Genomic DNA, 23,265 nt, shown 5'->3' on the forward strand with positions numbered 1-23,265 from the left:
GCGCTGCGCCAGCCGCATTCAGCACCGACGAACAGATGGACGACCTCCGGCATGCAAGACCTTCGCGGCAAAACACTCCGGACAACATTCGTTCACGCGCCGGTTTCCGGCTCGATCGATTGCGCCGAAAACGCGCTGATCACCATCGACGCCGACGGCGTGATTGCCGATGTGCTGCGACTGGGTTTCGCCGGCTACGATGCTGCTCTTGAAGGGGCAAAAGCTGACGGCACATTGGTGACACTTGAACCCGGGCGGCTACTGCTCCCCGGATTTGTCGACCTGCACCTCCACGCGCCGCAATGGCCGCAGCTCGGCCGGGCGCTCGATGTGCCGCTGGAAACCTGGCTGCAGCAATACACTTTTCCGCTGGAAGCCCGCTACAGCGACGAAGCATTCGCGGCGGCCGTCTATTCGGAACTGGTCGAGGGCTTGCTCGCCAACGGCACGACCACGGCGGTCTATTTCGCCACCATCCACCAGAAGGCCACCCGCATTCTGGCCGAAACCTGTCTCAAGCGCGGCCAGCGCGCCGTCATCGGTCGTGTCGCCATGGACAATCCGGCGCAGTGCCCGGATTTCTACCGCGACGCCGACGCGAAAACGGCCGTCAGCGAAACGGAACGATTCATCGCCTTTGTACGCTCGATGCCGGGCAACGAAGACGGTCTCATCATGCCGGCGGTGACACCACGCTTTATACCAAGCTGTACCGACGAAGCGCTCGAAGGGCTCGGCGAACTGGCCCAGAAACACGCCTGCCACGTCCAGACCCACTGCTCGGAAAGCGACTGGCAACATGGCTATGTCCATGAGCGCTACGGCTGCTCGGATACGGAGGCGCTCGACCGGTTCGGGCTGCTGACCCGGCATTCCGTGCTCGCCCATTGCGCCTTCTTGTCCGAGACCGACATGGACCTGATCCACGAGCGCGGCGGCGGTGTGGCGCATTGCCCCTATTCGAATTTCTATTTCTCCAATGCGGTGTTCCCGCTCAGGCGGGCGCTGGAAAAGGCGGTCCGCGTGGGGTTGGGGACCGACATCTCCGGTGGCCCCAGCGCCTCGATGTTCGATTCCTGCCGGCATGCCATCGTCGCGTCGCGCGCGCTCGAGGAAGGCGTCGATCCCGATCTGGCCCGCGACGACCGGCAGCGGCCGAATTCGCGTATCGATTTCAGAACCGCGTTGCATCTGGCGACTGCGGGCGGCGCGGATGTGCTGGACCTGCCGACGGGCCGTTTCGAGAAAGGCATGGCGTTCGATGCTATCGTGATCGACCCCGCCAATCCGGCTGCCCCGCTTCCAGTTGCCGAGACGGTCGGCAATACCGAAGAACTCGCCCAGGCCGTCGTCATGCTGGCGACGCGGACCAATGTGGAACGCACTTTTGTTGCCGGCCAATTGCGGCACGGGACGCCGATTTAGCTTCCGCCGCCCGCGCTTTCGATCGTGCCCTGCTGTTCCAGGCCGTCGAGCGCATCGCCGGACATGCCGAGCACGCGCGTCAGCACCTGGCGCGTGTGCTGACCGAGTTGCGGTGCGGCTGACGGATAGGCCGGCGGGGTCGCCGACATCTTGATCGGCGATCCGACCATGCGGACCGGCTCGCCGGCCGCGTCGGGTGCTTCGATGACCATGTCGCGGGCGATGACCTGCGGGTTCGCAAAGACCCGGTCCAGCGTGTTGATCGGCCCGGCCGGCACGCCCGCCTCGGCCAGAACATCGAGCCACCAGTCCAGCGGCTTTTCCGCGAGAATGCCGCGCAGCAGCGGCACGAGTTCGTCGCGGTTGCGGACGCGGTGCGGATTGGTCGCGAAACGCGCGTCGTCGCAGATGTCGGTGCGCTCGGCGACCTCGCAAAAGCGGCGAAACTGCCCGTCATTGCCGATAGCGAGAATGATGTGGCCGTCCGAAGTGGGGAACGCCTGATAGGGCACGATGCTCGGATGGGCGTTGCCGAGCCGTATCGGCGATTGGCCGGTCGCCAGATAGTTCATCGCCTGATTGGCAAGCGCGGCCACCTGCACATCGAGCAGGCCGATATCGATTTGCTGGCCCTCGCCCGTCACGTCGCGATGGCGCAGCGCGGCAAGAATGCCGATTGTGGCATAGAGGCCGGTCAGCACATCGGCGAGCGCCACGCCCACCTTCATCGGCTCAGCGCCGGGCGCGCCATCGGGCTGGCCGGTGATGCTCATCAAGCCACCCATGCCCTGAACCAGAAAGTCGTAGCCGGCGCGCGCCGCATAGGGACCGGTCTGGCCGAAGCCGGTGATCGAGCAGTAGATCAGCGACGGGTTGACCGCCGCCAGGCTGGCATAGTCCAGCCCGTACTTCTCAAGTCCGCCGACCTTGAAGTTCTCGATGAAGATATCGCATTCGGCGGCGAGCCGGCGGACCAGATCGCTGCCTTCGGGGGTCGTGATATCGACGGCGACCGACTCCTTGCCACGATTGGCTGAATTGAAATAGGCGGACGATCCCTGGTTGCCATTCGCATCGGTAACGTAGGGCGGGCCCCAGCTTCGCGTGTCGTCGCCGATGCCCGGACGCTCGATCTTGATGACCTCCGCGCCCAGGTCGGCAAGCGTCTGGCAAGCCCAGGGCCCGGCCAGGATCCTCGACAGATCGAGGATCTTCACGCCCGACAAGGCACCTGTCGGCGCTTCACCGGATGGCTTGGTATCGCGCTGTTGCAATGCTTTCCCCTCGCAATGCGGTATCGATTGCGGTCTTGTCCACAATTCCGCCGGACCTGTCCATGGGGTATGGCGCGCGAGGACGCCACATCAGCCCGGTGCAGCGATCACCGTGCCGGTATCGATATCGGCGAGGGTCCGGCATCCGGCGAGCGCCATCGCCACGTCGAGTTCGTCGCGCAGGATCTCCAGCGCCCGCTCGACCCCGGCCTGTCCCGCCGCGCCCAGTCCGTAAAGATGCGCGCGGCCGATCATGCAGGCATCGGCGCCCAGCGCGATCATGCGGAAGACATCGGCGCCGGTTCGCACGCCACTGTCTGCAAGGATCGGGATTTCGCCCTTGATCGCGTCGGCGATCGCCGGCAGCGCCGACACCGGGCTTGGCGCGGCATCGAGTTGCCGGCCGCCATGGTTGGACACGATGATGGCGTCGGCACCGAAGTCGACAGCCTTGCGCGCATCTTCGGGCGTCATGATGCCTTTTAAAACGACAGGTCCTTCCCAGATGTCGCGGATCCAGCCAATGCTCTCGGCGGTCAGCAATGGCTGGTACTGCTCGGCGACCCACGCCGCCATCGACTGCACGCCGCCTTCAAGGCCGGGATAGCCCTCGAAATTGCCGAAACTCCGGCGCTTCGACCGGGTCATGCGCATGAACCAGCCGGGTTTTAAAAGCGCATCGAGAGCGGTCTGCGGCGTGATCCGAAACGGGATGGCCAAGCCGTTTTTCGTGTCGCGGTGCCGCTGCGCATTGACCACAAGATCGAGCGTGATGACCAGCGTCCGGCAGCCGGCGCGGCGCGCCCGGTCGAGCAGAAACTCGGTGAATCCGCGATCCTTCATCACATAGATCTGGAACCAGAAAGGCGGCGCATCCGGCGCGCGCGCCAACGCAAGATCGTCCGTCGCCGATATCGACGGCGTGCAAAGGGTGTAGCGCGTGCCGGCGGCGGTGGCAGCGCGGTAGGCGTCGACCTCTCCATTCGGGTGGACAAGGCCGGCAAGGCCGGTCGGCGAGATCAGGATCGGCATCGACAGTGTCTCGCCGAAAATGGGACAAGCCTGCGAGCGGTCGGTGACATCGCTCAGGACGCGCTGGACAATCCGGATCCGGTCAAGATCGGTCCGGTTGTTGCGTAGCGCGGCCTCGGTGTAGGAGCCGCCGTCGACATAATCGAATATGGCTTTCGGAACGCGCCGACGGGCATGACGGCGCAGATCCTCGATATCCGTAAACCGCAATTCCGTTCTCCTGCTGCGTTACGGATGCGGACTATAATTGCTTATGGGATTGTTGGACAAGTTTTGTCGCAGTCGATAGAATCATACGCGCACCGGCGCTTCAACGGAATGCGCCGAACCTTCGGGAGGGCTGACTTTGCCGGACTTCAAAGGCAAGCATGCCATCGTTACCGGCGGCACCCAGGGCCTGGGCGCGGCCATCGCGCGGCGGCTCGCCGAGGACGGCGTGACCGGCTTGGTGATCTGCGGGCGAAACGCCGAAAACGGCAACGCGGTGGCTCGATCCATATCGAAGGCGACCGGCACCGACGTTCGCTTTGTCCAGGCCGATCTCGGCCGGGTCGCCGACTGCGAGGCCGTGATGGCAGAGGCGAGCCGGGACTTCGGCACGATCGACATGCTCGTCAACGCGGCCGCCACGACAGCGCGCGGCGGCATTCTCGACACGACACCGGAACTGTTTGACGAGATTTTCGCGCTGAACACGCGGGCGCCGTTCCTGCTGATGCAGTCGGCAATCCGCACGATGTTGCGAGACGGCATCGAAGGCTCGATCCTCAACATCGCCTCGATGTCGGCGCATGGCGGCCAGTCATTCCTGACGCCCTACAGCGCGTCGAAGGCAGCGCTTGTTTCGATGACCCGAAATGTCGCCTGGTCGGTCATCGCAAAACGCATTCGCGTCAATGCGCTGAATATCGGCTGGATGGAAAGCGATCAGGAGAAGGCGCTGCACGCAGCCCAGGGCCATGACGAGGACTGGTTTCGCGAACGCTCGGCAGAGCTGCCTTTCGGGCGCTTGCTGCAGCCCGATGAGGTCGCCCGCGTTGCCGCGTTCATCCTGTCTTCGGACAGCGGCATGATGACCGGCTCGATCGTCGATTTCGACCAGACAATCCTCGGCACGCGAGACGACCTGCCCCCGCCGCCGGAACTCTGAGGCGTGCCCGGCGCGGGAAACCCAACCGCGCCGGCGCGTAGAATGCTCATCCTGCCGCCGTGTAGGCCGTCTTGACCGTGGTGTAGAACTCGGCGGCGTAACGCCCCTGTTCGCGCGGGCCGTAGCTCGACCCCTTGCGCCCGCCAAAGGGTACGTGGAAGTCCACACCGGCGGTCGGGAGATTGACCATCACCATGCCCGCTTCGGAGTTACGGCGGAAATGCGTCGCGTGTTTCAGGCTCGTCGTGCAGACGCCGGACGTCAGGCCGAATGGCGTGTCGTTGGCGACCGAAAGCGCTTCCTCGTAGTCCTTGACCCTGATCACGCTGGCCACCGGCCCGAAGATTTCCTCGCGCGATGACCGCATGTCGTTGGTGCACCCGGTGAACAGCGCGGGGCTCAGGAAGAAGCCTGGCGTATCGCGGTCGAGCCGTTCGCCGCCGGCGGCCAGTACCGCGCCTTCCTCGCGGCCGATCGCAATGTATTTCTCGTCCTGGTCGAGCTGGCTTTGGTCGACCACCGGGCCGATATGCGTCGCCGCATCCAGTGCGTCGCCGATCTTCAATCCGTTCATGCGCTCGGTCAGGGCGGCAACGAAGCGATCATGGATTCCTTCGGTCACGACAAGCCGCGAAGAGGCGGTGCAGCGCTGGCCGGTCGAGAAGAACGCGCCGTTAACGGCGCATTCCACGGCCGTACCGAGATCGGCGTCATCAAGCACGACAAGCGGATTCTTGCCGCCCATCTCGAGCTGGAACTTGCGCATATGCTCGACCGAGGCGGCGGCCACCCTTCTGCCGGTCCCGACCGAACCGGTAAAGGTGATGGCGTCGACCTCCGGGCTGTCGAGCATGGCTTGCCCGACCACCGATCCGCGGCCCATCACAAGATTGAGCACGCCGGCCGGCAAGCCGGCGCGGTGCAGGATATCGACGATGGCCCACGATGAACCCGGTACGAGATCTGCCGGCTTGAAAACGATCGTGTTGCCATAGCAAAGCGCGGGCGCGATCTTCCAGGCAGGGATCGCGATCGGGAAGTTCCATGGCGTGATGATGCCGACGACACCGACCGCCTCGCGCGTCATCTCGACCGTTACGCCGGGGCGGACGGACGGAATGGTCTCGCCGGCCAGCCGCAATGCCTCGCCGGCAAAGAAATCGAAGATCTGCCCGGCGCGCACCGTCTCGCCGATGCCCTCGGCGAGCGTCTTGCCCTCTTCCGACGACAGCAGGCGGCCGAGTTCTTCCTTGCGCGCCAGGATTTCATCGGCGGCCTTGCGGAGAACGCCATGACGCTCCAGCAAGCCGGAACGAGACCAGTTCGGAAAGGCTGCCTTGGCCGCCTGGATCGCATCGGCCGTATCCTGGGCCGTGGCCCGGGCGTACTCGCCGACCACCGAATTGGTATCCGACGGATTGATGTTGGCGACCGCGTCGCCGCCGATCCATTCGCCGTTGATCAAGTTTTTGTGCAGGGTCATGTGTCGTTTCCGATAGCTGGGATTACAACAGGCCGCGCCGGGCGAGGTTACGCATGAGCGCGGACGGGCCGAACGTCCATTCCGGACACTCGGTGGAAAGGCGAACCGTGTTGGAGAGCGAACCAAGGCGCGCGCTGGAGATCGTCACCCGGTCGCCCCGCTTGTGCGTGAAGCCCTGACCCGGCGCATCGCGGTCCTCGATCGGCGCGAACAGTGTTCCGAGATAGAGCACCAGCCCTTCCGGATACTGATGGTGCCGGCCAATTGTCTGGGCGACGAGATCGAGCGGATCGCGGCTGATCTCGCGCATCGAACTTTTGCCTTCAAGCCGGAAACCGTCCTCACCCTCGACCACCAGATCGAGTTCGGCGGCGCGGACATCGTCGATGCCGAACTCGCTGTCGAACAGGCGGATGAAGGGGCCGACCGCCGAGGAAGCGTTGTTGTCCTTAGCCTTGCCAAGCAACAGCGCCGAGCGGCCCTCGACATCGCGCAAATTCACATCATTGCCCAGCGTTGCGCCCTTTACCCGCCCGCGGCTGTCAATAGCCAGCACCACTTCCGGTTCAGGGTTGTTCCACTGCGACACCGGGTGCAGGCCGATCTCGGCGCCCCAACCGACCGATGACATCGGCTGCGCCTTGGAAAACACCTCAGCGTCGGGCCCGATGCCGACTTCCAGATATTGCGACCACAGGCCTTCGTCGATCAGAGCGGCCTTGACCCGCGCCGCCTGCTCCGAGCCCGGGACGAGATCGCGCAGGCTGTCGCCGATGATGCCGGAAACCTTGGCGCGGATCGCCTGCGCGCGTGCCGGATCGCCGGCCGCACGCTCCTCGATTACCCGCTCGATCATCGAACGGGCGAAGGTTACGCCGCAGGCCTTGACCGACTGCAAATCCATCGGCGCGAGCAAGGATACCGCATCCTCCGGAACCATGCCGCCCGCCCCGCTCGCGGCTGCGATCTCTTCGAGGCCGCCGATATCCTCGCCGGCAACGGTCGCAAGAAAACCAACCGGATCATCGATCTCCAGCAGGTCGCGCATCGTCGGCGCCGCTTTCGAGGTGATATCGAGGACACGCCCATCTTTGCACATAACGACAGACGGCCCTGAAACATCCGGTCGCCAAACCCGGCCGACAAGGACACCGCCGTCCGACGGGACAATACTCTGCATCTGGAATTTCGCTCCCTTTGCCGCCCGCGCGGGCGGACGATCTAAAATCGGCCCTACTTGGCATATTATCCGGTTGTAGGGCAACTGTTGATTGATAGTGCCTGCACGGTTCTTACCCTACGGCAGTCTCATTGCGGTATCCGGGCGGTGCCTAGTCGAGTCCGTAAATGCGCTGTGCGTTCAAGCCGAAGATCATGGCGCGGCTTTCGTCATCGAAGCCGGACAGCAATTCGGCTGCAAGACCATGCACTTGCGCATAGGATCCGGCGAGCAGGCACACCGGCCAATCGGAACCGAACATCAGCCTCTGCGGCCCGAACACGGTTACCACGTGTTCGATGTAGGGCTCGAAATCGGCCTTCGTCCATCCGGCCCAGTCCGCCTCGGTCACCATTCCCGAAATCTTGCACGCAACATTGGGAAGCGCCGCCAGCGCCGTGATCAAGCCGCGCCACGGTTCCAGTTCGCCGGCTGCTATGCGCGGCTTGGCGACATGATCGAGCACAAATTGCATGTCCGGATTTTCGGTCACACAACGGATCGCGGCGGCGAGTTCCGGCTCCTTGACAAGCAGGTCGTAAACCAGGCCCGCTTCGCCAATGGCCCGAATCCCGTTCATCACGTCGGGACGCGAAATCCAGCCTGGATCGGATTCGTCGTGAACCTGGTGACGAATACCGCAAAGATAGCGTCCGCCCTCGCCTTCGGCCAGCGAGCGGAGGATTTCGGGCAGCCCGACATCGGTCAGCGGAGCCCAACCGACGACACCGGCGACAAAGTCCACATTCTCTGCTGTGCGCAGAAACTCGCGCGTTTCTTCCACATCGGGAACGGTCTGAACCAGAACCGTTTTGTCGATCTCCGCCGCGCGCAGCAACGGACGCATGTCGTCCGGCGTAAACTCTTGCCGGATTGGCCGCAGCGCATCGCCGCCCATCCAGTAGTAGTCGCGCTTGGCGGGGTTCCAGAAGTGATGATGGGAATCGATCCGCATCGCTGATTTCCTCCCTTCAGGATCACTTGGGGACCGGCGCACTGGCCGCGACGAGGCCCTCTGACTTCAAATCGCTCCACAGCGCCGGCGGAATGCTTGTCGACATGAGTCGGTGGTTTTCCTGCCACTCCGCCGCGCTTCTCACACCCGTCAGGATCGAGACAACCGCCGGATGGGCGAGCGGAAACTGCAACGCCGCTGCCTTCAGATCGACGGCGTGCGAATCGCAAACCGCCTTGATGCGGAGCGCCTTGCGGACCAGCGCATCCGGCGCGGCAACATAGTTGTAGGTCGCTCCCATGACGGGATTGGCGAGAAGTCCGCTATTGAAGACACCGCCAAGAATCACCGAGACACCGCGCGTGGCGCATTTCGGCAGAAACTCCTCCAGCGCCGACTGATCGAGAAGCGAGTAGCGCCCCGCCAAGAGGAAGCAGTCGAAGTCACCGTGGTCCATGAAACGCGATTCCATCTCCCACTGGTTCATGCCGGCCGAGACTGCGGAGATCGTGCCGGCGCGGCGCAACTCGTCGAGCGCCCGATAGGCGCCGTTGACCGCAATCTCGAAGTGATCATCGGGATCATGGATGTGAAGGATGTCGACGCGGCTCGTGCCGATGCGCTTCAGGCTTTCTTCAAGCGACCGCATCACGCCGTCGTAGGAGTAGTCGAGAACCGCACACTTGTCGTCATTGGCGAGATAGAACGATTTGTTGTCGCCATAGACCTCGTTCCCGGTCCTTGCTCCTGGACGGATCAACCGACCGACCTTGGTCGATATGACAAAGTCGGCGCGTTCGTGCCGGACCAGCGCCCGTCCCATCCGTTCTTCGGCCAGCCCGTAGCCATAAAAGGGTGCCGCATCGATGAACCGGATACCGTCATCGATGGCGGCGTCGAGGGCGAGTTGCGCATCCTCCTCGCGAACGACGGAAAGCAAGTTACCAATCGGCGCGCATCCGAATCCCATCTGCGAAATCCGTATTCCGGTCCGGCCCAATGGAACTCTTGCAGATGGATCAGCCATTTCTCGCCCTTTCCGCTTGGGTGCCTAACTCTGTTCTTGCCGACGCGGCAACACCGGCCGAGAGCACGTCTCGTTGGGCGGCATCCAGCATCAAGCAAGCCGGGCTTCCAGATCGGCGATCGCGATCGCACCCATGTGGGGCGTCATTTCGAGTCGATAGTCGACGGCTTCGCCATGTCCGAGCATCTTGAACTCGCCGCGCACGCGCCAGTCGGAACGCGTCCCGGCATGAGTCGTACACGGCTCCATCGCGACGACATAGGCGCCCTCCTGGAAATACTGCCACTGGAACAATGACGGCATTGCCCTGCCGTCATAGGCGATCTCCAACGCCAGGCCCGCTTCACCGCCCGGCGACACGAACCCGTCGTTCACAAGCGCGGCCCGCGCAGTGCCTTCGTCGTTGAGGCGCAGCGTGTGATCGTAGACCTGCTGTGTCGCGGGGTTTCGCGGTGCCGACTGGACGAGCGGACCGCGGTCGCCCTCCTCGTCGTCACGCATCTGCCAATCGGTTTTCGCGATCGGCGCAATGAGCCGTGCGCCATCGCTTACATTCGGCCAGCCGAGATTGACATGCCAGAGATAGGCATGCGGTGTGACGTGGAACCCGGCGTTGACGACCCGGTCGCGTATCGAAACTGTCGAGGCGCCGACTTCGACCTCAATACGGCGCTCGAGAACGAGGTTCTCGCCAAACAGCGCGGCCTGCCGGATCTCGGCCTCCGCAAACAGGTAGCACTGGTCGCCCTGCCAGCGCGTGCCGTAACCCTTCAACCGCGCCGGCGCCATGCCGATCCGACTGTGCAAGGCATACCAGATGGTCGGCCGCGCCGGTGCGTGGAAATGCGCGCCGCTATCGCGTTCGGGCGCGTGGATGTGATCCAGGCCGCAACTGGTCAACAACCCGCTGAACGATCGCGCCCAGCTGAACCCGTCCTCAGCCTCGAACTCGTGCAGGTTCGGGCTGCGCAGGCCCGCAGGCGAACGCCATCCAATCGGAACGCCCCGAAATGTCATGCTGGCGACATCCATGCCCCGGTCGACCGCAACGTCGAACTCAAGGCCGCTGCCTGTGCGGAATTTCAGGCAACGCACGCCGCGCTCGGGCCCATCGCCCAATTCATAGAGATGCACGCCAAACAGCTGGAAAAAATCCCCGACGCGACGCGCCAAATCTTCGCGCGTTAGGGCGCACCCGAACAGTAGTGGCATCGCTCCTCCCCCGATCACCAGATTGACAGACGTAACGCAATGTACAATAGTTCATATTTGGATGCAATTGTTTCATATTCGACCAAGCAAGTAATTTGATTGCAAATGCATGCAATTGGCGGCGGAGCCGCGATCAGGGAGGAAGACCATGAAGACCATTATCAAGAGAGCGGGCGGCCTGCTGGCGGCGGCCGTCGTCATCGCAACGCTGGGCCAGGCCGCCACCGCGCAGGCCGACGACAAGAAGCGCATCGTCTTCGTGTCCGGCATTGTCGGACTGCCGGTGCTGCAACCGGCGCGCATCGGTGCCCAGACACGCGGCGAGGAGCTCGGCTATGACGTCTCATGGGTTGGCCCGACCCAGTTCTCGGAGGCCGAGATGGTCAACCAGATGGAAATCGCGCTCGCTGAAAAGGTCGACGCGGTGATCACCAGCCCGACCAATCCGAGCGTGTTCCGGCCGATCTACCAGAAGTTCCAGGAGGCCGGCATTCCGATCGTCAACGCGATTCTGGATGCGCCCGACGACGAGGACCTGCGGATCGCCTATATCGGCACCGATCAGGAGAAATATGGCATCAACGCGGCGCATCATCTCGCAAAGAAGATGGATGGGAAAGCCAATATCGCCGTCCTGATGACGACGCTCGACATGGGCAACCAGGTGCAGCAGCTCGCCGCGTTTTCCAAGACGATCGAGGCCGAATATCCCGGCATGAAGATCGTGACCAAGGAGCCCGACAACTCCGACCCGATCCAGGCCGCAGAGAAGATCGGCACCATCTTTCTGACCTACCCGGAAGTGGACGCGGTGTTCTGCCTTGAGGTCGCCTGCGGGCCGGCAGCAGCCCAGGTGATGCGCGAGACCGGCAAAACCGGCGTGACCGTGCTGGCCATCGACGATGTCGAGGACACGCTCGGCGCCATCCGCGAGGGCCTCATCTGGGGCACGATGACCCAGGATTTCTATCGCATGGGTTACGAGTCGGTCGGCTTCATTCACGACCACCTGGATGGGAAAGACGTGCCGTCGGTCACGGATTCCGGCACCGTGCTGGTCACGGCCGAGAACATCGACACCTACAAGAACTGAGCCCAAACAGATGCTCGCAACGGGAAGGCCGTCTTGGCGACGGCCTTCTTCGGCCCTGATCTGCCAATAATGTCAGTACTTTAATATGTTTTTCACGAGAAAGAACCTGAGCCGGGTTTTCGGCATGGAGGAACTGGGCATCCTGCTGGTCCTGCTGGCGTTCGTGGCCATTGTCGCATTGATCAAGCCAGTCTTCATAAGCGAAGCCAATCTGATCAACATTCTGCGCGCATCCGCCTTCCCGTTCATCATCGCGATCGCAATGACCTTCGTTTTCATCGGCGGCCAGTTCGACTTGTCGGTCGGTCCGATTGTGGCATTGGGCGGGATCGTGGCCGGCATGATGGTCATCGCCGGCGTGCCGGTGCCGATCGCGGTCGCGGCGACGATTGCGACCGGCGCGTTCATCGGCTTCCTGAGCGGGTTTCTCGTGGCGGTCTTTTCGATACCGGCGCTGATCGTGACGCTCGGCATGCTTTATGCGGTCCGCGGCGTGGTGCTGATCATCACCCAGGCGCAGCCTGTCTATCCGCTGCCGCCCGCGTTCACCATACTCGGACAGGGAACGCTCTACTCGATCCCCTACCCGGTCGTGATCGGTGTGGTGCTGGCGCTGATCGGCCACTTCGTGCTCGCCCACACCACCTACGGGCGCAACATCTACGCGATGGGCGGCAACAAGGAGACGGCGCGGCTCGCCGGCATCAAGATCACGCGCCTGACAATCTCCGTGTTCATGTTAACGGGGGCGGCCGCCGCACTGTCCGGACTGCTGAGCGCGGCACGATTTTCATCGGCGACATCGAACGCCGGTACCGGAATGGAACTTCTTGTCATCGCGTCGGTGATCATTGGCGGCACAAGCCTCTTCGGCGGCTCCGGCTCGATCCTTGGCACGGCCATCGGGACCTTGATGATGACGGTCATCAAGAACGCGATGGTGATCCTGCGCATCGATGTCTACTGGCAGGATCTCGTCGTCGGCGTTGTCATCATAGCGGCGGTCGGCCTCGATCAGTTGCGCCGCCGGCGCGCCGGAATCTGAGGGCGGCATGGACCACGCGCCGATCCTCGAAATGCGGGATGTGACGAAGCGCTATGGCGCGATCGAAGCGTTGTCGAATGTCTCGTTGAGCGTCAGTCGCGGTGAGATTCTGGGCCTGTGCGGCGAAAACGGCGCGGGCAAGTCGACACTCATGAAGTGCCTTTCGGGCAGCATCGGGACCCGTGAGTTCGACGGCGAAATCCGGATTGACGGACGGGACGCGCATTTCCACTCACCGTTCGATGCCGAGGCCGCGGGCATCGAGATGATTTATCAGGAGATCAGCCTCAACCTCGATCTGTCGATTGCCGAGAACATCTTTCTCGGCCGGCTGCCGACGAAGAGCTTCGGGCGTGTCGACTGGGCGCGCGCCTTCCGCGACGCGGAAGCGGCACTCGAACAGGTCGGACTGGATATCGACGTCCGGGATATCGTTCGCGGGCTCAGCACGTCGAAGCAACAGATGATCGCCATTGCGCGCTCCATCATTCGCGATCCGGCCATTTTGGTACTGGACGAGCCAACTTCGGCCCTGACTGGCGCAGAGGCCGACAAGCTATTCGAATTGCTTGATAAAATCCGAGATCGCGGGACCGCCTGTATCTACATTTCTCACAAGATGGATGAAGTCTTCAGGCTCTGCGACCGGATCACGGTGTTGCGCGACGGCCGCAACGTCGCGACTTATCCGGTGGCCGACACCCTGCCGCAAACCGTGATCTCCGACATGGTGGGCCGGCAGCTCGATACACTCTACGCGCATGCAACAGCATCGGTCGGTGACGAGTGCCTGAGACTGGAAAAAATCGACATTCGCCATCCGACCAAGGCCGACCGGCTTTTGGTGTCAGACGTTTCCCTCGCGCTGCGCCAAGGCGAAATCCTCGGACTGTTCGGATTGGTCGGCGCTGGTCGAAGCGAACTGATGAACGCGGTATTCGATGGCAGCTACCGTCATATGGGACGCGCGGCCGGCAAGGTGACCATTGGCGGCGCCGAGACGACGATCAGAAGCCCCGCAGACGCCATCGCGCATGGAATCGCCATGCTGACCGAAGATCGCAAGACATCCGGCTTCGTCGGGACCATGAGCATAGCCCGCAACATCACCCTGGCGGGCCTGCGCAAACTGGCGAATTTCGGAGTTCTCGACCGACGCGCCGAGATTGCCCGGGCTTCGGAGCTGTCCGACCAACTCGCTGTCAAGGCGCCCGGCGTTACCGCCGGCGTACTGAGCCTGTCAGGCGGCAATCAGCAGAAGGTTGTGTTGGCGAAATGGATGTTCACGCAACCGAAGATCCTGATCCTCGACGAGCCGACGCGCGGCATCGATGTGGGTGCGAAAGCGGAAATCTACCGACTGATGAGCCGGTGGGTCGGGGAAGGCATGGCAATCATCCTGATCTCCTCGGAGATGACGGAATTGCTGGCCATGAGCGACCGGATTGTCGTCCTCGGCGGCGGCGGTGTGTCGGGTGAATTCTCGCGCGGCGACGTCACCCAGGAGGAGTTGCTGGAATGCGCTGCCGGAGAGCGGTTGGAACCGGGTGAAGGGAGATCCATCCATTGACAGCCCCGATGATGAGTTTCCCCTCCACAGGATATCGCGGCTGGCCGGTCGGCAACGCAGCCGCGGACGCGTTCGTCATCGCCGACCCCTACCCGAGAATCGTCGACTTCCGGCTGCCTGGCGAGCGCTCGGTCCTGCATGTCTCCAAACGACACGAGTTTTTCGGCGTCCGAACATGGTTCATGGAGCCGGAGCAAAACGACCAATCCGGACTGCCGGCACGAATGCGCGGGCGCACCCTGGCGAGCGAAGCTGCGCATGTCCACCTGCGCACGGATGTCGAGCCCGAGAGCCGTATCTCGCTTTCGATGGATGTCAGGCTTCATGAAAGCCGGCCACGCCTCGACATCTTGCACGGCATCACCAATCATGATGACGGGACGCGCGAAATTGCCGCCTGGGCGATCACCGCCGTGGCCGCCGAAACCGGTCTCGGCCTGACCCGGTTGCGCCAAGACGACCGGCAGGTCATCGTCTGCTGGACGCCAAGCCAACTTTCGGAGCCAATGGTCGTTGCGCATGAGCATGCGCTGGCCCTGGACTTCAGGATTGCGCCGCGCGGCAGCCACCTCAAGATCGGTACGGACGCCAATTGCGGTTGGGTCGCCTGCATCTCCGGCCGTCATGCTCTGGTTTCAAAGAGCGAGTTCAAAAGGGGCGCGCTCTATCCCGAAGGCGGTTCGACAGTCACGATGTTCCGTTCGGGATCGCTGCCCGACGGCGCGTTTGCCGAGATCGAGAATGTCGGCCCGCTGACGCAGGTCGAACCGGGCGAGACGATTACGATGCAACAGAGGTTGGAGATCGTCGATGGCGAAGGCGCCACGGATATCGACTCGTGGCTCGAAGTTCTGGACGCCGCGACGGATGGCCAATGAAGCCAGACCTATGCGCCCGAAACACGCGGCGGCGGCAAGTCGGCGGAAATCGCACCCGCCCCGGTAATCACCGTCGAACGGATCATCTCGCGTTCGCGAAGGCTCAGGCCGGACAGAAAGGCTATCGAGAGCGCCGCCTTGGTCTTGCCCGCATGGTCGGTGATGGCGGCGGCGAATGCTTCGACGTTCGGGGTGAACTCGCCATGGTCGTCCGCCCAGCCTCGTTCGCGGACCTGATCGAGTTCGGCGCGCAACTGGTCGGCATCCGCAATCGTGTTTTGCGTGTAAGACGCCAGATCGCCCGTAACGTAGGCTTCCATTTCAGCCGTCGGAAAATGTGCCAGCAACACCTTGCCAGCCGCGCCTGCATGCAGCGGAACGCGCTGGCCCGGCGCCACATTCAACGAGAACGCGTCGACGCTCGCCGATGTGGCAATGACCAGAGCGCTGTCACCATCGACGACCGAAAGCTTCACGCTTTGACGCACGGTCGAACTGATGCGGCGCATGTGCGGCATCGCCAGATTGGCGAGATCGTTGTGCCCTTCATCGCGTACAACACGCGCGGCGAGCGACAACAGACGCGGTCCAAGCGTGTAGGAGCCATGCGCAGACCGCCGAACCATACCGTGAATCTCAAGGCTGTTGAGCACCCTGTAGACGGTGGTTCGCGGCAGACCAAGCGCTTCGACAAGGTCGCGTATGCTGGTGCCGTCGGCCCGCTGCTCGAGGATCGCCAGAACCGCCATGACCCGGTCGACCGCCGGAACCTTGTTCTTTTCAAGAGCGTTGCTGGCGATGTCAGCTTGCTCGACCTTGGCGTCCATCGTGTCCTCGGTTTGTGCGCTTGCGGATCGGCAGCGCCCGATGCCGACCGTACCAAATATGAACAACCACTAGACTGTTGTCACGCCACCGGCAACGGTTTTGTTTAGACTTCGCACCGACATAGCATGACCTTACGATAGCCTGGAAAAGGACCGAACATGCCGAACAGTCCCGCAATACCGGCCAAGATCACAAAGTTCGAAGCCATCATGGTCGGTGCGACCTGGAACAACTACCTGTTCATCCGACTGCATGCCGACAATGGCATGACCGGCCTTGGCGAGGCGACGATGCAATGGCAGGCACGCACCGTGGCGTCGGCGGCAGACCATCTGATCAAACGCTACGTTCTCGGCGCCGATCCGTTCGCCATCGAGCGGACGGTCGCGTTGATGTACCGGGAGGAATATGCCCGCGGCGGCCCGACCCTGAACAGCGCGATCGCCGGCATCGATATGGCGATGTGGGACCTGTGCGGCAAGCTGACAGGCCAACCGGTCTACAATCTTCTCGGCGGCAAGGTGCGCGACAGCGTGCCGGCCTATGCAAATGGCTGGTTCGCCGGGGCGACAACGCCGCAGGAGTGGGCCACAGCGGCGGCGAATGTGGTGGCGCGCGGCTACGGCGCCATGAAGTTCGATCCTTTCTGGCCGGATGCCCGCGATCCCGAACCGGCGCGCATCGCCGCCGGAATAGAGATCATCGCAGCGGTGCGCGATGCGGCCGGCGCCAGCACTCGCCTGCTGATCGACGGGCACGGGCGCTTTTCGCCGGGCACGGCGAACGAGATCGCGCACCGCATGGCGGAATTCGACATCCACTGGTTCGAGGAACCCATCGATCCGGAGAACCACGCCATGCTGGCGCGCCTGCACCGACCGGGCGGGATGCGGATCGCCACCGGCGAGCGGTGCTGGAGCCGTTACCAGATGCCACAACTGATCGAGACCGGAAAACCGGATGTCGTGCAGCCCGACATTGTCCAGGTCGGCGGTATCCTGGAGAGCAAGAAGATCGCGGCGATTGCCGACTCGCACTACCTGCCGGTGTCGTTTCACAATCCGTTCGGTCCGGTGGCGACCGCAGCCGCCATTCAGCTGGATGCGAATGTCACCAACATCTATCTGCAGGAATCGTTCTGCGAGTTCGACGCCGACCTCAGGCACAAGCTGGTGCGCAACGGGCCCTGCCCTGCCAACGGAGCGTATGACGTTCCCGATCTTCCTGGGCTGGGAGGCGTGGAACTCGACGACGAGGTCGCGGCCGAGCACCCCTACCGCGAAGATGCCCGCATATCGATCTGGAATGACAGCGGCGAATTCTGAGCGGAGTGCGCGTTCGGCCCCGCGTTTGGTGGCGGCTTGACAGCGACCTGTCGCGCATGCATCATTCCATATAAGAACAATACTTGTTCAAATACGGATTGATAGTCATCACAGGGAGGACGGGCGGCAGAGATCCGCAACGCGGATCGTTCAACCGCCTGAATACGGTGTCGCAATGAATTCATTGACCGGAAGTGGCAGCGCGATCGATCCGCGGATTGCCGAGACCGCCGCGCGTTTCAGGGACATCTACACGGCGGCGATCTATGACATCCTGGAGGAGATGGGCTACTCAAACCAGTGCCTCGATCTGGAGATCAAGCCGATCGACCCGACGATGCGCATCGCCGGCCCGGCCTTCACCATTGCCGGACATCCCGATCCGGTCACCGATGCGGAGTATGTCGGGCAGGGATTCCAGGGACTGTCGGACTTCGAATACATTCGGGCCATGTATCCCGGCTGTGTGGTGGCGATCTCCGCCGGCGGCGAGGACAAGGCCGGCCATTGGGGCGAGTTGATGAGCACGGCGGCGAAGGCCAGCGGCGCGGTCGGCGCGGTGATGGACGGCGGCTGCCGGGACGGCCGGCTGGTTCTCGATATCGACGACTGGTCGCTTTTCACGCGCTATCTGTCCCCAATCGAGGGGCGGCTGCGCTATCGCGTGCACAGCTACCAGCAGCCGATCGGCATGCGCGGCGCGCTGACAAGCCAGGTTCGCGTCGAGCCGGGCGACTGGATCGTCGGCGACATGGACGGTGTCATCGCCATCCCCAGGGACATGGTCGACAAGGTGCTGACCGAGGCCGAACGGCGCAAGGAAACGGAAACAGCGGCGCGCAACGACATTCGCAATGGCGATGACATCAAGGTCGTGCTGGACCGCTACGGCGCCTTCTAACGGCCCGGCGGAGCCGCAATCCGCCCAACACCGAGACCGCATAGCATCAAGGGAGGAGACGATGCTCAATTGGTACAAGAAATCCGTGGTGGGATTGGCACTCGTATCGGCTGCCATGCTTTCGGCGGAAGCCCACGCGAAGACGCTGGTGAAGTTTGCGAGCGCGTTCGCCGCCCCTGAACTGGTCGAGCACCAGGCGATCCAGGCTTTCAAGGAGTATGTGGAGCTGAAGAGCAACGGCGAGATGGAAGTGCGGCTCTTCGCACAGTCGCTCGGCGGTGACCGCGAGATGTTCGAACAGGTGATGCAGGGATCGCTCGAGATGTCGTTCCCGGCGGACGGGGCGATCGCCGGCTTCTACAAACCCGTGCAGGTGTTGTCGGTCCCTTACGCCATCCCGACATCGCCGGTGGCGTGGGAGTTCTTCAAGACCGACTTCGCCAGGCAGCTCACCGACGACATGCGCGAAAAGACCGGCGTGCGGACATTGGCGCTGTCGGAAAGCGGCTTCCGCTCGATGAGCAACAATGTGCGCACCATCAAGACGCCTGCGGACATGCAGGGATTGAAGATGCGCACCATGGAAAGTCCGGTCTTCATGGAGCTGATGCGGTCGCTCGGCGCCACGCCGACGCCGCTGCCGGCGACCGAGATCGTGATCTCGCTCAAGCAGGGCATCGTCGACGGCCAGGAAAACCCGATCCCGACAATTGCCAATTCCGGCATCGGCGAAGTGCAGAAGTTCGTTTCGGCCGACGACCATGTGCTCGGCGTGCAGTTCCTGGTCGTCAACGACCAGTTCTGGCAGGGCCTGACCGACAATGAGCGGCAGATCTTGCAGGAAGCATCGCATCTGCTCGTCAACTACTCGCAGGCCAACAAGCTTGCGGCAATCGATGACTCGATCGCCAAGCTGCGTGACATGGGGACCGAGGTCTACATCAATACGCTGGCCGAGAAGGAGATGTTCCGCGACGCCGCGCAAGGGCCGGTGAAGGCATACATCGAAAGCCAGGTCGGCGAGGAACTCGTGGCCGCCTATCTCGATGCCGTTGAGATAGCCAAGGCACGCGTGTACGGCGATTGATGGTCCTTTGTTCAATACCGGGCGGGCAATCCGCCCGGTTTCCCTTTCCGGCACCACCGAGATGATCAGGCGGATTTCCAGCGCCGCGATATCCCGCCTCGACTGGCTCTGCAGCAATGCGGCAGCGGCGGCGCTTCTTGCGATTGTCGTCATAAACGGATGCGCGGTGGTTGCCCGCTATGTGTTCGACGCACCCTTTTCGTGGAGCGAGGAGGTCATGCGTTACGCCAATATCTGGCTGGCATTCCTGGGCGCGGCCTCGGCTTTCGTCGCCGACGAACACATGGCGATCGAACTGCCGTTCCTGCAAAGACAGCACTGGATCAAACGCTCGGCCGCGACGCTTCGCTATGGATGCGCAATCCTGTTGGCAGCTGCAGCGATCTGGCTCGGTACCCGGGGTGCGATCGCCAATCTCGCTCAGCGTTCGCCGTCCGCAGGGATTGTCATGGCGATCCCCTATGCAGCGGTGCCGGCAGGCGCCGTCCTGATCTTGCTCGCGGCGATATACAAGCTCGCGGCAACCTGGCTTCCAGGCTTGATAGAGTTAGCTCCTGATGACAAAGAGCAGGAAGCGGAATGACCGTCGTCATCGTGCTTTTTGCCGTACTGATGCTCTTGGGCACGCCGCTTGCCATCGCCTTCGGATTTTCGGGCATCGTCGGCATCTGGGCAAGCGGCTTTAATCCGGCAGTCGTGCCGACCCGCCTCGTCACATCGATCGATTCCATGACGCTGCTCGCGGCGCCGTTCTACATCCTGGCCGGCGAAATCATGAACAAGTCCGGCATCACCACACGGCTGATCCTGCTTTCCGCGCGCATCATGGGCAAGATCCGCGGAGCGACCGCCTACGCGAATGTGCTCGCCTCGGTGTTCTTTTCCGGAATCTCCGGTAGCTCTGTCGCCGACACGGCAGCGCTGGGACAAGTCTTCATCCATGGCATGCCGAAGGAAGGATACCGCAAGGAATTCGCGGCCGCGGTAACCGTCGCCAGCGCGATCATCGGGCCAATCATCCCGCCCTCGATCAGCGCAGTGATCTATTCGGCCGTGACCGGCGTGTCGGTCCTGTCTCTCTTCGTCGCCGGCATCGTTCCCGGTATTCTCTTGGCCACGGCCTGCTTCGCTGTCATTTATGTGCAAGGGATCAAGGGCCGTTTTCCAGCCCCCGCGCAAATGGACGAAACGCAGCCCATGTGGCGTCTGGCCGTGGACGGCGCCTTCGTGGTTTCGCTTCCGGTCTTTATCGTGTGGGGCACTGTCGGCGGCGTGTTCACCCCGACCGAGGCTGGAGGAGTGGCGTGCATCTATGCCCTGTTCCTCGGAACGGTCGTGTTTCGCTCGATCGATTTACGCTCCTTTTGGGAAGCCTTTCGCAACGCCTCGCGAGCGACCGCGACAGTGTTCTTCCTCGTCGCGATGGTGTCGCTTGCCTCATACGTGCTGATCATAGAGGGCTTCGGCAGCATCACCCAGGTAATCCGGGACGTCTTCGGCCATGACGTTCATCTTTTCCTGTTCGCAACCATCGGCATGCTGCTGCTGCTCGGCCTGTTTCTGGAGCCGACGGTCATCATGATCGTTTTCATACCGTTGCTGCTCCCGGTTTCACGAGGCTTGGGAATTGATGATCTGCATTTCGCGATGACGGCCATCCTGACCTTGACGATCGGCATGATCACCCCGCCAGTCGGCATCAATCTCTTCATCGCAATGAAAATCGGCAATATCGGGCTCGGTGCGTTGATGCGCGAACTCTGGCCATTCCTTGTCGCGGAATTCCTTGTGATTTCGATGATTGCAACCATTCCCGAGATATCGGTCTGGTTGCCGCGACTGCTCAATCCGTAAGGCGAAAGAGATGGAAGACGCGCAAATGGAAGCAAGGCGGATCCGCTGGGGAATTCTATCCACCGGCATGATGGCATGCGAGAAGATGGTCCCGGCAATCGCGCGGTCGCAGTTCGGTGACGTAGTGGCCATCGCCTCGCGCGATGCGGACGCGGCCCGGATGGCGGCGCAAAACCATGGTATTGCGCGCTTTCACGACAGCTACGACTCACTGATCGCCGATCCGGAGGTCGACGCGATCTATAATCCGCTGCCGACCCGCATGCATGTGCCGGTCACGCTCGCCGCAGCGCGCGCCGGCAAGCATGTTTTGTGCGAAAAGCCGATCGCCATGGACAGCGCCGATGCATCGCTTCTTGCGGCGCTTCGCGGCAGCGACGTGCAGGTGATGGAAGCCTTCATGATCCGACACCATCCGCAATGGCTGCTCGCGCGATCGCTGGTTCGGGCCGGCGAGTTGGGCCCGGTGCGCGCGATCCAGTCCAGCTTTTGCTACCGCAATGACGATCCCGTTTCCGGCACCAACCGTGCCGAGGACGGCGGTGGTGCGCTGCTCTATGTCGGCTGCTATCCGATTGTCGTTGGCCGTTTCATCTTCGAATGCGAGCCGCTGCGCATCCTTGCGACATCGCGCTACTCGGACAATTTCGGCACCGATACCGACACCACCGGTGTCGCCGATTTCGGCGATGGCCGGCATCTCAGTTTCCATGTCTCGACGGCGACCGCGCGCAACCAGTCCGTGATCATCATGGGCGGCGAGAAGCACCTGTCACTCACCATCCCGTATAACACCCCGGAAACCGAGGCTGTCGAAGTCCTCGTCGATGGATCCGGCGATCTCAGCGGTCGATATGCGGAGCGACATGTCATTCCAACCGCAGACCACTATGCATTGGAAGCCGATGCACTGGCCAAGGCGGTCCTCGGTATCGAGCCGCTGCCCTATGGCATCGACGACGCACTCGCCAACATGCGAGCACTCGACGCGGCCCGCCTGTCAGCACGCGAAAACCGCTGGGTCGATATCGAAAATCAGCTGAACTGAGGTAGATCGCGCCAGCTATGGCGCGGCGCCCAGCCGATCATCGCGCGCGCGCGCTCCAACGCGACGGGCGACTGGAACGCACCGAGATCGTCGTCGATCAACGTGTCCGGGAACTCAGCCTCGAACAACTCGCGCGTTGGCGTTTTCATGATGATGTCGGCGGCTGCGATGTTGAAGACATGAGCGCCCGCAATATCGACATCCAGCGAGTGCTGCACGGCTGAGACGACATCGCGGATATCGACATATTTCCACAGCGTGTTGCGGCGCAGATGCGGGTCCGCCCAATAGGCCCGCAGATCATCGTAGCCGGGACCGTCGGCCGAATCCGGATACAGGATGTTGGCCAATCGATGGCCGATGAACGTGATGTCGTGCAGCTTGTGCATCTCGCGGGCCAGCAACTCGCAGGCAAGTTTCGACAGCGCGTAGGCGCATCGCGGCATCGGTTCGTCAGCTTCGTCGATAGGAACGCGAAGCGGCGAGCAGTCCTCATATGGAAAACCCTGTACCGTTTCGCTCGACGCCCAGACGACCCGCTCGATACCGAGTTGCGCGGCAGCCTGGAATACGTTGAAGGTGGCCAGCGTGTTGTTTGCAAAACGGTCGGCACCGCTGAAAAAGTCGAGATCGGGCCAGGGATTGGAACCGTAGTGCACCACCGCATCGCAACCGTGCAGATTGGCGACGGCGTCCCCATAGTTCGACAGGTCCACTGAGCGGCTCGGCATGAAGAACGGGTTTGGCGACGGACGGATGTCGATCGCCACGACCTCATGACCGGTGCCGCGCAGATGCTCGGCTATCTTTCGGCCAGCGCCGCCCAGCGCGCCGGTTACGGCTATTCGTGCCATCGCGC

General features: G+C 62.5%; 21 protein-coding genes. 12 read left to right on the top strand and 9 right to left on the bottom strand.

Features of this window, described 5'->3' with window-relative positions; all coding sequences use genetic code 11:
• Positions 1 to 51 precede the first annotated feature (51 nt).
• Positions 52 to 1,425 (top strand): guanine deaminase, encoded by a 1,374-nt coding sequence (gene guaD / locus ACO06R_RS18385; protein WP_421853512.1) that lies wholly within the window; start codon positions 52 to 54, stop codon positions 1,423 to 1,425.
• Here guaD and ACO06R_RS18390 read toward each other — a convergent pair.
• The gene (locus ACO06R_RS18390) at positions 1,422 to 2,699 is read right to left on the bottom strand and encodes a CaiB/BaiF CoA transferase family protein (RefSeq protein ID WP_421853515.1); all 1,278 of its coding nucleotides are present in this window, start codon (positions 2,697 to 2,699) and stop codon (positions 1,422 to 1,424) included. The two genes, guaD and ACO06R_RS18390, sit on opposite strands and share 4 nt — an antisense overlap.
• Positions 2,700 to 2,789: 90 nt before the next feature.
• Positions 2,790 to 3,941, bottom strand: a complete 1,152-nt coding sequence (locus tag ACO06R_RS18395; RefSeq protein ID WP_421853518.1) for an alpha-hydroxy acid oxidase — start codon at positions 3,939 to 3,941, stop codon at positions 2,790 to 2,792.
• 136 nt (positions 3,942 to 4,077) lie between these two features.
• Here ACO06R_RS18395 and ACO06R_RS18400 point away from each other — a divergent pair, with 136 nt between their 5' ends.
• Positions 4,078 to 4,881 carry an SDR family oxidoreductase gene (locus ACO06R_RS18400; RefSeq protein WP_421853521.1) on the top strand — a complete coding sequence of 268 codons (804 nt, stop codon included), beginning with the start codon at positions 4,078 to 4,080 and terminating at the stop codon, positions 4,879 to 4,881.
• Between the two features lie 46 nt (positions 4,882 to 4,927).
• On the opposite strand, the gene ACO06R_RS18405 is transcribed toward ACO06R_RS18400, so the two are convergent.
• The 5 genes from ACO06R_RS18405 to ACO06R_RS18425 form a co-directional block, all read right to left on the bottom strand.
• On the bottom strand, positions 4,928 to 6,364 hold the full coding sequence (locus ACO06R_RS18405; RefSeq protein WP_421853524.1) for an aldehyde dehydrogenase family protein: 1,437 nt from the start codon (positions 6,362 to 6,364) through the stop codon (positions 4,928 to 4,930).
• Between the two features lie 22 nt (positions 6,365 to 6,386).
• The gene (locus ACO06R_RS18410) at positions 6,387 to 7,544 is read right to left on the bottom strand and encodes a fumarylacetoacetate hydrolase family protein (protein WP_421853527.1); all 1,158 of its coding nucleotides are present in this window, start codon (positions 7,542 to 7,544) and stop codon (positions 6,387 to 6,389) included.
• 151 nt (positions 7,545 to 7,695) lie between these two features.
• On the bottom strand, positions 7,696 to 8,538 hold the full coding sequence (locus ACO06R_RS18415; protein WP_421853530.1) for an amidohydrolase family protein: 843 nt from the start codon (positions 8,536 to 8,538) through the stop codon (positions 7,696 to 7,698).
• A 22-nt stretch (positions 8,539 to 8,560) separates the two neighbouring features.
• Positions 8,561 to 9,565: an aldo/keto reductase gene (locus ACO06R_RS18420; protein ID WP_421853533.1), complete on the bottom strand. Its 1,005-nt coding sequence runs from the start codon at positions 9,563 to 9,565 to the stop codon at positions 8,561 to 8,563.
• A gap of 90 nt (positions 9,566 to 9,655) precedes the next feature.
• Positions 9,656 to 10,777, bottom strand: a complete 1,122-nt coding sequence (locus tag ACO06R_RS18425; protein ID WP_421853536.1) for an aldose 1-epimerase family protein — start codon at positions 10,775 to 10,777, stop codon at positions 9,656 to 9,658.
• A gap of 148 nt (positions 10,778 to 10,925) precedes the next feature.
• Here ACO06R_RS18425 and ACO06R_RS18430 point away from each other — a divergent pair, with 148 nt between their 5' ends.
• The 4 genes from ACO06R_RS18430 (at position 10,926) to ACO06R_RS18445 (ending at position 15,363) form a co-directional block, all read left to right on the top strand.
• Positions 10,926 to 11,870, top strand: coding sequence for a sugar ABC transporter substrate-binding protein (locus ACO06R_RS18430; protein ID WP_421853539.1), 945 nt, complete (start codon positions 10,926 to 10,928; stop codon positions 11,868 to 11,870).
• Between the two features lie 85 nt (positions 11,871 to 11,955).
• Complete coding sequence (locus ACO06R_RS18435) at positions 11,956 to 12,915, top strand: ABC transporter permease (RefSeq protein ID WP_421853542.1); 960 nt, start codon at positions 11,956 to 11,958, stop codon at positions 12,913 to 12,915.
• A 7-nt stretch (positions 12,916 to 12,922) separates the two neighbouring features.
• Positions 12,923 to 14,485: a sugar ABC transporter ATP-binding protein gene (locus ACO06R_RS18440; RefSeq protein WP_421853545.1), complete on the top strand. Its 1,563-nt coding sequence runs from the start codon at positions 12,923 to 12,925 to the stop codon at positions 14,483 to 14,485.
• Positions 14,482 to 15,363, top strand: a complete 882-nt coding sequence (locus ACO06R_RS18445) for a hypothetical protein (protein WP_421853548.1) — start codon at positions 14,482 to 14,484, stop codon at positions 15,361 to 15,363. The genes ACO06R_RS18440 and ACO06R_RS18445 overlap by 4 nt, the downstream gene beginning before the upstream one ends.
• Positions 15,364 to 15,371: 8 nt before the next feature.
• On the opposite strand, the gene ACO06R_RS18450 is transcribed toward ACO06R_RS18445, so the two are convergent.
• A complete protein-coding gene (locus ACO06R_RS18450; RefSeq protein WP_421853551.1) occupies positions 15,372 to 16,190 on the bottom strand; it encodes an IclR family transcriptional regulator in 819 nt (272 codons plus the stop codon).
• A 159-nt stretch (positions 16,191 to 16,349) separates the two neighbouring features.
• Here ACO06R_RS18450 and ACO06R_RS18455 point away from each other — a divergent pair, with 159 nt between their 5' ends.
• From ACO06R_RS18455 to ACO06R_RS18480, 6 genes are all read left to right on the top strand, one after another.
• Entirely contained in the window at positions 16,350 to 17,516 is a 1,167-nt protein-coding gene (locus tag ACO06R_RS18455; protein ID WP_421853554.1) for a mandelate racemase/muconate lactonizing enzyme family protein, read from the top strand.
• 175 nt (positions 17,517 to 17,691) lie between these two features.
• Positions 17,692 to 18,417, top strand: a complete 726-nt coding sequence (locus ACO06R_RS18460; RefSeq protein ID WP_421853557.1) for an RraA family protein — start codon at positions 17,692 to 17,694, stop codon at positions 18,415 to 18,417.
• A 61-nt stretch (positions 18,418 to 18,478) separates the two neighbouring features.
• Complete coding sequence (locus tag ACO06R_RS18465) at positions 18,479 to 19,504, top strand: DctP family TRAP transporter solute-binding subunit (protein WP_421853560.1); 1,026 nt, start codon at positions 18,479 to 18,481, stop codon at positions 19,502 to 19,504.
• 7 nt (positions 19,505 to 19,511) lie between these two features.
• Positions 19,512 to 20,087, top strand: a complete 576-nt coding sequence (locus ACO06R_RS18470) for a TRAP transporter small permease (RefSeq protein WP_421853562.1) — start codon at positions 19,512 to 19,514, stop codon at positions 20,085 to 20,087.
• Positions 20,084 to 21,358, top strand: a complete 1,275-nt coding sequence (locus tag ACO06R_RS18475) for a TRAP transporter large permease (protein WP_421853565.1) — start codon at positions 20,084 to 20,086, stop codon at positions 21,356 to 21,358. The genes ACO06R_RS18470 and ACO06R_RS18475 overlap by 4 nt, the downstream gene beginning before the upstream one ends.
• Before the next feature lie 10 nt (positions 21,359 to 21,368).
• On the top strand, positions 21,369 to 22,406 hold the full coding sequence (locus ACO06R_RS18480; protein ID WP_421853569.1) for a Gfo/Idh/MocA family protein: 1,038 nt from the start codon (positions 21,369 to 21,371) through the stop codon (positions 22,404 to 22,406).
• Here ACO06R_RS18480 and ACO06R_RS18485 read toward each other — a convergent pair.
• Positions 22,394 to 23,260 carry an NAD-dependent epimerase/dehydratase family protein gene (locus ACO06R_RS18485; RefSeq protein ID WP_421853572.1) on the bottom strand — a complete coding sequence of 289 codons (867 nt, stop codon included), beginning with the start codon at positions 23,258 to 23,260 and terminating at the stop codon, positions 22,394 to 22,396. The two genes, ACO06R_RS18480 and ACO06R_RS18485, sit on opposite strands and share 13 nt — an antisense overlap.
• Positions 23,261 to 23,265: the final 5 nt, after the last annotated feature.

This window comes from Oricola sp. (assembly GCF_965230365.1).
Lineage (GTDB): Bacteria > Pseudomonadota > Alphaproteobacteria > Rhizobiales > Rhizobiaceae > Oricola.